Below are 10,358 nucleotides of genomic sequence, written 5' to 3' on the forward strand. Positions count from 1 at the left end.
ATTGTGAGTATGTGTTTGCTATTTTTTATATCAAAACACAATGCATTTTTATCGATGAGTCTTTGTGAGTGATAGAATTGGCATTTAGAAAATAAGTTTTTTTATTTTTGTATTTAATTATCACTAAATTTTATATTAAGGGTGTATAAAATAAATAACGTGGGAATGGTTGATAAATACACAAATGTAATTTTATTGTTAAAATTATGAGGGGTGGCCTGATATATTGCCAATTTGAGAATCTTCCGGATTAAATAGAGAGGTTTTAGGCTGTCATAAAACGGCATAAATGTGATAAAAATCACATGCAGCGGATGGGTATCCATCGCATTACACAAACTAAACAGTTGAGAGAGTTATGTCAGACGTTATGGACGCGAAACCCGCCCGCACACCAGGTGGGAAATTGGCATTATGGTTGTTTTATGGATTTTGCCTGTACATGGTTTGGGCAGTTCTGCGTTACTTCTGGGTGGTGAGCAATGTCACCAGCGGGGACATGGGTTCGATGGCTGGAAAACTGCTCGGGGCATTAATGGGGTTGCTGGTTCTGGGAGCGGTAGCCGCATTATTAGGTGGGCTCGCCTGGTACACGCGGGCCAGGTGAATAAATCGTGCCAAAGTGGGTTGTTGTCACGGTGATACTTGCTAATTTTGTGATCTTGTACTCATATTAAGTACCGGATCCCGCTGTGAAGTAAGGAGCACGTATGCCAATAGCCCACTGGCAAGAGCGTTTCGAAGAGTACTTGCACCATAACTGGTTGCAGGACGATAAAGCCCACGATGTGGCCCACTTCAGACGCGTATGGAAAACCGCGCAACAGATCATGGAAACAACCGAAGCCGACTGGCTGGTGGTACTCACCGCCTGTTATTTCCATGACATCGTCAATTTGCCAAAGAACCATCCCGAACGGCATCTCGCTTCTACACAGGCGGCACAAGAAACATTACGTATTCTTGACGCTCATTTTCCCGATTTCCCTCGCACGTTATACGATGCGGTTGCTCATGCGGTGCGTGCTCACAGCTTCAGTGCTCAAATTGCGCAGCAAACTCTTGAAGCGAAAATTGTGCAGGATGCTGATCGCCTGGAATCACTGGGTGCAATTGGCCTGGCGAGAGTGTTTTATATTTCAGGCTCGCTGGGTCGACCACTGTTTGATAGCGAAGATCCGTTAGCGTGTGGGCGTGAGTTGGATGACTCCACATATGCACTTGACCATTTCCAGAAAAAACTGCTGAAGCTCCCTGAATCCATGCAAACTGAGGCAGGGCGTAAACTGGCCTGGCTCAATGCTGATTTTTTGGTTAACTACATGGCCAAGCTGTGTGCAGAACTGAAGGGCGATTATTGCGGTATCGATCGTGGTGTTGTCGAGCAATTCGCCTCCCCCAAACAGTCCTCATAAATTTCGTTCTAAAACTAAAATGATGCCCGCATTGGTTGCGGGCTGTTCTGTTTTTCTCTGGGTCAAATCAGTGATAGAGTTGCACTCTATTTTCCCTAAACTGGTTCATGATGAACGACTTCGACGCCATTGCCGAGCAACTCTCACAACAATCCCAACGCCTGCAACAACAGCAACTAGAAGAAGACTTTGCGCTAGTGAGCCGAATTCTGGAAATCTATGACCAGAAAACAGTGGCCCATCATTTGCGCCAGGTCAGCGGCGACTGGACACGTGAATCGCTAAACCGCTGGTATAACCGTAAATCTTCGCCTCGCACGCTGACACCCGCAGAAAGCGCCATGCTGCAAAATATGTTGCCGCAGTTACCTGCACACCACGGGAAATACGCCTTTAAATTCGTCGATTTATTTGCCGGTATTGGCGGCATTCGTAGCGGGTTTGAAGCCATTGGCGGGCAATGCGTTTTTACCAGCGAGTGGAATAAATACGCGGTGCGCACTTATAAAGCCAATTGGTACTGTTGCCCTGAAAATCATCAGTTCAATCAGGATATCCGCGATGTTACTCTCAGCCACCGTGTTGATGTCAGCGATGAACAGGCCACTGCACATATTCAGGCTATCATGCCGGATCACGACGTACTGTTGGCCGGTTTCCCATGCCAGCCCTTTTCCCTGGCAGGCGTGTCGAAGAAAAATGCTTTAGGCCGTGCTCATGGCTTTGCCTGTGAAACTCAGGGCACACTGTTTTTTGATGTCGCACGCATTATTGACGCGAAACGCCCAGCTATCTTTGTGCTGGAAAACGTGAAAAATCTAAAAAGCCACGATAAAGGCAACACCTTCCGCGTCATCATGGAAACACTGGATAGCCTGGGTTATGAAGTCTCTGATGCCGCAATCATGGGGGCGGGTGACCCTAAAATTATCGATGGTAAAAACTTTCTTCCCCAACATCGCGAACGTATTGTGCTGGTCGGTTTCCGTCGTGATCTCAATGTGCATAAAGATTTTACACTGCGCAAACTCAGCGAATGTTATCCGCAACGCCGCCCGACGTTTGGTGAATTGCTGGAACCGACGGTGGATGCGAAATATATTCTCACGCCAACACTCTGGAAGTACCTCTATAATTACGCGAAAAAACACCAGGCGAAGGGTAATGGTTTTGGCTACGGTCTGGTTGACCCTAATAACCCAGTGAGCGTGGCACGTACGTTATCCGCGCGTTATTACAAAGACGGGGCAGAAATCCTCGTGGATCGTGGTTGGGATAAATCGCTGGGAGAGGCAGATTTTGATAATGCGGAAAATCAGCAATGTCGCCCACGCCGTTTAACACCGCGTGAATGCGCGCGCTTAATGGGTTTTGAGGCAGTGCAGGGGAGTAAGTTCCGTATTCCAGTATCTGATACTCAGGCCTATCGGCAGTTTGGTAATTCGGTGGTGGTGCCTGCTTTTGCGGCGGTCGCTAAACTGCTTGAGCCAGTCATAAAGCTTGTCGTTACTGGTCAGGATAAATAATCAGCCGTTGTCGGGTGGATTAGCGTCAGCGATACCCACATCTATGTTGAGAAATCTATAAACCCGTATTCTGTTGGTGCGCCAGTACTAAGGCGCACCAACAACTTGAATCAGGAGATATTAATCAATGACATTAATTATTTGTCATGAATGAATGCTGGCTTAATAAATAGTTAAGCTGTTTTTAATTTCTGTTCAAGGATTGCCTGCTTAGTAAATATAAGTGCAGGAGTGTTGATGGTAAGGGGGCATTTGGTGATGTATGAAATGAAGGTGATTTTTATAAACAGTTAATAACTCATTAAGTAGATGTGTTGTGTTTATCTCGCTTAGTATGTGGATTACTAGTTGCTGCACTAATATCAAACGGTAAATTAACCACATGAGTAACACTCAACATAAATTAAGTAAGTCTCGCCCCCCACGCGTGCAAATAACCTATGATGTGGAAGTAGGTGGTGCACAAATCCAAAAAGAATTGCCTTTAGTCATCGGTGTTGTCGGTAGTTTTGCCAGTGACGAAGCACCGTTACGTGAACGCCGCTTCACTCATATCGATAAAGATAATTTTAATGATGTTATGGAAGGGATGAACCCCTCCGTTGACATGTTAATTGAAAGTGCTTTACCTCAAAAAGAAGGTCAACTGGCGGTTTCGCTTAAATTTAATTCTATTGATGATTTTTCTCCTGAAAATATCGCAATGCAGGTAGAGCCGTTACGTAAGCTTTTGGAAATGCGTGAGCAATTGAGTGACTTGCGCAACCGTACTGCCAGTAATGATCGCCTGAAAGAGCAATTGCTTGAATTAATACAGCAGCAAAATACGGCTTCTGGTGCAGTAACTTCTGACGAAGGAGAGGCAGAATGAGTGATATTCAAGTCATCAATGCCGCAGAAGTTGCACAAACAAGCGATTTCCTCGATCAAATTATTGATAATACTCAGGCGATTCGCCGTGAGTCAGATCGTAATAAAGTTAAGGTTCAGATGGACAACTTATTGTCTGAAGTTGCCTCTGGTGCTGTTGTTATTTCCAGCGATTTAGTCGGCAGCATTGAAATGCGTATTGCCGCAATAGATGCACTGCTTTCCGCGCAGGTCAGTAATATTATTCAGGCTCCAGAATTCCAGAAAATGGAGTCTTCCTGGCGTGGTCTACACAAACTGGTACAAAGTAGCGTGACTGAAAACACCAAAGTGCGTGTTTTCAACTGTACTAAAAAAGAGCTGTTACGCGATTTCAAATCAGCTTCAGATTTTGATCAGTCGTCATTATTTAAAAGTATCTACGAAAGCGAATATGGCACCTTCGGTGGTGAACCGTATTCTGCATTTGTCGGTGATTTTGAATTTGAGGCAATGCCAGAAGATATTCTGTTACTGGAGCAGATTTCTCATGTCGCAGCCGCTGCACATGCACCTTTCCTGACGGCCGCTAATCCGGGAATGTTCTCAATGGGCAGTTTCTCCGAGATGCCTCGTCCACGCGATCTCGGCAAATTGTTTGATACCTCAGATTATGCTCGCTGGAAGTCTTTCCGCCAGAGCGATGATTCCCGCTATGTTGGATTGACACTTCCGCGTGTTATCGGTCGTTTGCCTTATGGGGCGAAAACAGTTCCGGTAGAGATGTTTAATTTCGAAGAAAAAGTTATCGAAAATAATGATGGCTCCAGCTATTTGTGGATCAATGCCGCTTATGAGTTAGCCGGTCGTATGGTGGAAGCCTTTGAAGAACATGGCTGGTGCGCAGCAATTCGTGGTGTAGAAGGCGGTGGGCTGGTGAAATCCCTGGCAACACATAGCTTTGTTTCACAAACCGGTGAAAAAGTGATGCAGTGCCCAACAGAAGTGGCTATTTCCGATCGCCGTGAGAAAGAACTCGCCGATCTTGGCTTTATTCCATTAGTTCATTGTAAGGGTACCGATTACGCCGCATTCTTTGCGGTGCAATCAGTCAATAAACCCCGTAAATATGATTCTGAATTGGCTAATGCCAATGCCAAACTTTCAAGTCAGCTGCAATATATTATGACGACATCGCGTTTTGCACATTATATGAAATCTATTGTGCGCGATAAAGTGGGTAGCTTTATGTCCAAATCCGAATGCCAGGATTTCCTGCAAACATGGATTAACCAATATGTTGTCGGTTCCGATAATGTTGGTGCTCATATTAAAGCTAGCCATCCATTGCGTGAGGCAACAGTAGAAGTCGTTGATGTTCCTGGTAGCCCAGGAAGTTACCGCGCGGTGGTTTATCTCAAACCCCATTTTCAGCTGGAAGGACTCAGTATGTCACTGCGTCTGGTAGCAGAACTCCCTGCATCTACAGGTGCATAATCATTAGTTAAAAGGAAATATATCAATGGCAAGTGCTGATAATCTATTCATGCAAATTGACGGTGTTAAAGGTTGTGTGAGTGATAAAAAATATGACGGTTGGATTTCAATCGGTCATGTTAATAATGGTGTTTATAGTACAGCTAAAATTAGCAATGGTTCAGGTCAGTTGAATAGCGATGGCGTTAATTTTGATTCTGTTTCTTTCTCTAAAGAGCTAGATGCAACTTCAACTGATTTGGTTAATATGGTTGCCCAGGGCACCAATATTAAAAAAATCATTGTTGCGATGAACGTTAAAACTGACGACAAAGATAATGAAATGGTTCGCTGGACCTATGAAAACTGCATTCTGACCAGTCATAGTATCGGTGCGCAGAGTGCAGGGGATATTCCACAAGAAACTCTGAGTTTCGTATTTAGCAGCTTTAAATTTGAAACTCAGATGGTCGATCCTGGTGGTAAAACCAAGAAATATGGTCCAGTGGGTTGGAATATCACTGAAAATACCAAGCTGTAATAAATTAAACAGTGTGCAAAGCACACTGTTTTACTGAGATGAAAATATGAACTCTTTACTACAGCGCCTGGCGGATGATAATCCGAATGATCAATATGACGATGCGGAGGGTGAAGACAAAAGCGATGTATTAGTTTCTGAAATACTGCTTCTTTTGTCTTCACGCCCTCTGAATTACCATGTTGAGAACATTCGATTAATTAATGAGTCAATCATTAATTATGGGGTCAGTGATGTGTTCACCAGCGATACCTCACGCCTTGAGAAAATATCTATTATGCAGGCGCGAATTACACTCGCATTACAACGATTTGAACCAAGGCTTAAAAGTATTAATGTTTATCCAGGTGAAACGCAGAAACATATCAACTCCTTTGTTATTGAAGCAGAAGGTTTTTTAGGTAATGTCCGTTATCACCTCATGTGGGACGACGTGTTGAATCAGTTTTTCCTTCGGGATTAAAGAGCATTAATCATGTTAGCTAATAAACTCATTTCATATTATCAAAAAGAACTTGGCTACCTTAAAATCCAGGGAAAAGCTTTTGCTCGTCATTTCCCTAAAGTTGCTCGCCGTTTAGGTATTTCTGAAGGAATGTCGGAAGATCCGCACATCGAAAGATTAATCGAATCTTTCGCGCTGGTGACTGCGCAAATCCAGCAGCGTCTTGATGAAGATATGCCTGAAGTGACCCACGCTTTGCTTAATGTGTTGGCACCGCAATTGCTGAGGCCGTTTCCCTCAGTGTGTATCGTACAAATGTCTCCTGACGTCAAAGTCAGTGCGCTGACTTCTGGCAACTTAATCGAGGCCAAAACGTATTTATTCTCTCGTCATGGTGAGAATCAAAGTTGTCGTTTTCGCACCGTTTATCCAGTGATGATTCAACCGGTTAGTTTGACAAAAGCTCATCTGAATCTCGATGAGGTAACGCTATGCTGGAACCTCAATATAAAACTGACAACCTGGCCAGGTGCGACATTAAGCGCGAATTCTCTGCGTGTTCATCTGAGTGGCGCTAACAATATCGTTAACATTCTCTACACGCTGTTATGCAGTGAAGTGCTGTCGATTCATTTGCAGCAGGATGAACAGCGCTATCAGCTTTCTGCCCAGCATATTTGTGGTATCGGTTTTGGTGAGAATCAAAATCTGCTCGCGGGTGACTCGAGAATTTCACCGACACATAGCCTGTTGCAGGATTATTTCTTCTTTCCTCAGAAATTTCATTTTATTGATATTCCGTTACCTGACGGTTTTGTCGCGGGCAGCAAAAGTGAATTTACCCTGAAAATAGCCTTCAACCGCTGCACGATTGCCAATCAGCTGGAAAAAATGGCGGCCATGGTCAACGAGAATTTATTTTTGTTGAACTGTACGCCAGCGATTAATTTGTTTGAGCATCGCGCTGAACCCATCACGCCAGACCATGAAATCGCGGAGTATCTGGTGATCCCTGATATTCGCCATCAGAACGCCATGGAAATCTGGTCAGTGGATAGCGTTTCGGCGATGCGTAAACAAGGTAATGAAACGCTTTCCCGCCCCATTTATCCATTATTTGGTTTAGACCATTCGGCACAAGATGGTGAACCCGGACTTTTTTGGCAATGCATGCACCGCGAAACTGACAGCAGCGAGGGAAGTGTCCCGGCGTTGTTTATCGCATTTTCCGACCGCAGTGAGCAGCCTTTGACGCCAGGAAGTGACGTCGTCAGCCTGAATCTCACCTGCACGAATCGTGAACTTCCTTCGACGATGCGTAACGGCGATCCAGACGGCGATTTTGAGTCGGAATTGCCGATTGCCGGGATGAAAATCACCGCATTAACGCGCCCGACTATTCCGGTCAGGCCGCCGTTAAAACAGGCTGCACGCTGGCGTTTAATCTCGCAACTTTCGCTCAATCATATGCTGATCGGCGGGCCGGAAGGGGTACGCGTGCTCAAAGAGACGCTGGCGTTATATAACTTTGTTGATAATCCAGGGATCGCCCGTCTGATCAATCTGCTGTTGCGCGTTGAGTCTGCCCCTGTCGTCGCAAGGTTAGTCCCGCAGGATCCGCAATCCCTTTCACGCGGTATTGAGATACGCATTACGTTTGCCAGCGAAGCCAGCACCGAAGCGGAATACTTCCTGTTTTGCCGCTTTATCGATTGTTTTTTGGCGCTGTATGCACCGGTTAACAGCTTTACGCGTGTGGTCACGGCCATTGAATCCAAAGAGGAATCTCAGCGTGTCTGGCCGATTCGTGCGGGTCGCTTGTCATGGCTCTGAATATCTGTTTTAGCCCGCATAATTTTTTCCAGCAGGTGCGCATCATGCTGCGCCATCTGACGAAAAAACAGGGGCTTGAAAGCAAGCAAGCACTGGAAAATAACCTGCGTTTTATTTCCCCACTTTCGCTTGATACACCGTCAGGCGAAATCGGCGAGATTGAACAATTAGCTGAAAATCAGTGGCAGGTGGAGGTCGCGGCTTTTGGGTTAACCGGGGCGCTCGGCGCATTGCCGACGGTTTACACCGAATGGTTGATTGAACGCCATTACCGCTATGGCGATAAAACCGCTAAAGCGTTTCTCGATATTTTTAACCACCGCCTGCACACCCTGCGTTACCTCGCCTGGCAAAAGTACCACTACTACGCGATGGCCGAATTCTCGGCGACGCTGCCTTTAAGCGACGCGGTTCAGGCGCTGGCGGGAGTGATGCAAAGCCCATCTTCTTTTCAGCAACTGCGGTATGCCGATTTGTTCGCCCATTCGGTTCGCTCGATGCTCAATTTAGAAACGTGGCTAAAACATAGCTTCTCCGTGCCGGCAAAAATTACCCCGTTTACCGGGGAATGGCGATCGATGGAACCGGCGTTGTGCTGCTGCCTTGGGCAACCGTCGCAAACGTTGGGTTCAGCACCGATGCTGGGGCGTGTCTACTGGGATCGGCAATCGCATTTTACCGTCTCTCTTGGGCCTGTGCCGTTGCGGGATGTCGGTCTGTTCCTGTCAAAAGGCAGACATTACAAAAATCTGTGGACTCATATTCGCGACTATGTAGGCGCAGGGCTGGATTTTGATATCGACATCCTCATCCAAAATACCTCAAACGGCATGACTGAACTGGGGACGGGGCAAATTGGCCTGGATATTTGTCTTGGGCGCGCCTCTGAAGCGGGCCAGCACACCATTCGATTACCCGTCTATCGGGAAGGAAAATAAGACATGCCAAATGTATTAGGGCAGAACAATAGATTCATCCGCTTTGTTGGGGATGCGGCTAATTCACTGACATTAATGAGCATTGAAGGTGAGGAACAACTCTCATCCACTTTCCGCTACCAAATCCAGTTTCGTACGGAATTAAGCAGTGCGCAGATGGGGCGTTTCCTCGGTAAAGAAGTCGCCTGTGAGATTGGGCGCAATAGCCGCAAGCGTTATGTGCATGGCGTCATCACCCATATTGTGGAAATGAATAATACCGATGGTATCAGCACGTTTGTTGGCCGCCTCGAGCCACGTATGGCTTTCTTGCGTCTGGGTCGTAATCTGGCAGTGTTCCAGAATATTACGGTGCCTGATTTAGTGTGCCAGCTGTTGCGCCAGCAGAATATCAACCAGATCGAGTTACGCCTGCGTGCAACCTATAAACCTCGTGAATATTGCATTCAATACCGCGAGTCAGATTTTGACTTCATCAGCCGCTTGCTGGAACAAGAGGGGATTTACTACTTCTTCAGCCATACCGCGGGGCAGCACCAACTTGTGCTGGCTGACCATCCATCCTGCCACCATTCCACGGCACCGGCGCAACTGCCTTTTATGCCGCAGACGGATTTGGGGGAAGGGAACGGTATTTTAAGCTGGTCGGCGCACTCATCACTCGCTGCTTCTTCTGTGCTGTTAAAAGGCTTCAACATGGAGCAGGCAGCCAGTATTGAAGGGGAGTCGAAGGTGGCCGACCAGGATTACGCGGTTCAGGGGGTCAGTTACGTTGATGCCAACGGTCACGACAACCGCTCTCTGCTTGAGGCGCAGGCCAGGCTTAAGATGGAGCAACTGGAAGCCGACAGTCAGCAATATCTGGCAGAGACTTCAGCTTTCTGGGTGTACTGTGGTGAAAAATTCACTCTGACTGACCATCCGTCATGCCACGGCGACTACCGCATTAAATCGATTCATCTGCGGGTAAGCAGCAGTATTGATGACAGCATCCCGGATTTCCATTGTCAGATTCATTTGCTGAAAGACAGCGTGTCATGGCGGCCTGAGCACACCACGCCTCAACCTTATATTCCCGGTATTTTGACCGCCACGGTGGTTGGCCCTAAATCGGAAGAAATTCATACCGATGAATACGGGCGTATCAAAATCCAGTTCCCCTGGGATAACGAAAACAAAAAAGACGACGGCAGTTCATGCTGGGTTCGCGTGTCGCAACCCTGGGCGGGTGGCCGTTTTGGCGCGATGTTCCTGCCGCGGGTTAACAGCGAGGTGATCGTTAGTTTTGTTCATGGCAACCCGGATTATCCGCTGGTTACAGGCACGGTATTTAAC

At 46.6% G+C, this 10,358-nt stretch carries 10 protein-coding genes; all 10 read left to right on the top strand.

The features are described from left to right. The first annotated feature begins 370 nt into the window (after positions 1–370). Positions 371–607 carry a cell division protein DrpB gene (gene drpB, locus MES37_RS21685; protein WP_064545583.1) on the top strand — a complete coding sequence of 79 codons (237 nt, stop codon included), beginning with the start codon at positions 371–373 and terminating at the stop codon, positions 605–607. Positions 608–710: 103 nt separating this feature from the next. Beyond that, entirely contained in the window at positions 711–1,415 is a 705-nt protein-coding gene (locus tag MES37_RS21690; protein WP_237932621.1) for a phosphohydrolase, read from the top strand. 110 nt (positions 1,416–1,525) lie between these two features. Beyond that, positions 1,526–2,941: a DNA cytosine methyltransferase gene (locus MES37_RS21695; protein WP_133521822.1), complete on the top strand. Its 1,416-nt coding sequence runs from the start codon at positions 1,526–1,528 to the stop codon at positions 2,939–2,941. A 382-nt stretch (positions 2,942–3,323) separates the two neighbouring features. Beyond that, complete coding sequence (tssB, locus tag MES37_RS21700) at positions 3,324–3,812, top strand: type VI secretion system contractile sheath small subunit (protein WP_121813844.1); 489 nt, start codon at positions 3,324–3,326, stop codon at positions 3,810–3,812. After that, positions 3,809–5,287, top strand: a complete 1,479-nt coding sequence (gene tssC, locus MES37_RS21705) for a type VI secretion system contractile sheath large subunit (protein ID WP_121813843.1) — start codon at positions 3,809–3,811, stop codon at positions 5,285–5,287. The genes tssB and tssC overlap by 4 nt, the downstream gene beginning before the upstream one ends. Before the next feature lie 25 nt (positions 5,288–5,312). Then, positions 5,313–5,807 carry an Hcp family type VI secretion system effector gene (locus MES37_RS21710; RefSeq protein WP_064545455.1) on the top strand — a complete coding sequence of 165 codons (495 nt, stop codon included), beginning with the start codon at positions 5,313–5,315 and terminating at the stop codon, positions 5,805–5,807. A gap of 46 nt (positions 5,808–5,853) precedes the next feature. Further along, the gene (locus MES37_RS21715) at positions 5,854–6,270 is read left to right on the top strand and encodes a hypothetical protein (RefSeq protein WP_121813842.1); all 417 of its coding nucleotides are present in this window, start codon (positions 5,854–5,856) and stop codon (positions 6,268–6,270) included. Between the two features lie 12 nt (positions 6,271–6,282). Continuing rightward, positions 6,283–8,085: a type VI secretion system baseplate subunit TssF gene (tssF, locus tag MES37_RS21720; RefSeq protein ID WP_237932622.1), complete on the top strand. Its 1,803-nt coding sequence runs from the start codon at positions 6,283–6,285 to the stop codon at positions 8,083–8,085. Then, positions 8,076–9,023, top strand: coding sequence for a type VI secretion system baseplate subunit TssG (gene tssG / locus MES37_RS21725; RefSeq protein WP_064545461.1), 948 nt, complete (start codon positions 8,076–8,078; stop codon positions 9,021–9,023). Before tssF ends, tssG begins: the two co-directional genes overlap by 10 nt. A 3-nt stretch (positions 9,024–9,026) precedes the next feature. Further along, a partial coding sequence (locus tag MES37_RS21730) for a type VI secretion system Vgr family protein (RefSeq protein WP_237932623.1) occupies positions 9,027–10,358 on the top strand: 1,332 nt, incomplete at its 3' end.

The organism is Buttiauxella sp. S19-1 (assembly GCF_022134725.1).
GTDB lineage: Bacteria > Pseudomonadota > Gammaproteobacteria > Enterobacterales > Enterobacteriaceae > Buttiauxella > Buttiauxella ferragutiae.

Excerpts from the sequence above, each read along its gene's own strand:
- tssC (WP_121813843.1), top strand. The coding sequence starts at position 3,809 with ATGAGTGATATTCAAGTCATCAATGCCGCAGAAGTTGCACAAACAAGC.
- drpB (WP_064545583.1), top strand. The coding sequence starts at position 371 with ATGGACGCGAAACCCGCCCGCACACCAGGTGGGAAATTGGCATTATGG.
- tssB (WP_121813844.1), top strand. The coding sequence starts at position 3,324 with ATGAGTAACACTCAACATAAATTAAGTAAGTCTCGCCCCCCACGCGTG.
- MES37_RS21690 (WP_237932621.1), top strand. The coding sequence starts at position 711 with ATGCCAATAGCCCACTGGCAAGAGCGTTTCGAAGAGTACTTGCACCAT.
- MES37_RS21710 (WP_064545455.1), top strand. The coding sequence starts at position 5,313 with ATGGCAAGTGCTGATAATCTATTCATGCAAATTGACGGTGTTAAAGGT.
- tssG (WP_064545461.1), top strand. The coding sequence starts at position 8,076 with ATGGCTCTGAATATCTGTTTTAGCCCGCATAATTTTTTCCAGCAGGTG.
- tssF (WP_237932622.1), top strand. The coding sequence starts at position 6,283 with ATGTTAGCTAATAAACTCATTTCATATTATCAAAAAGAACTTGGCTAC.
- MES37_RS21695 (WP_133521822.1), top strand. The coding sequence starts at position 1,526 with ATGAACGACTTCGACGCCATTGCCGAGCAACTCTCACAACAATCCCAA.
- MES37_RS21715 (WP_121813842.1), top strand. The coding sequence starts at position 5,854 with ATGAACTCTTTACTACAGCGCCTGGCGGATGATAATCCGAATGATCAA.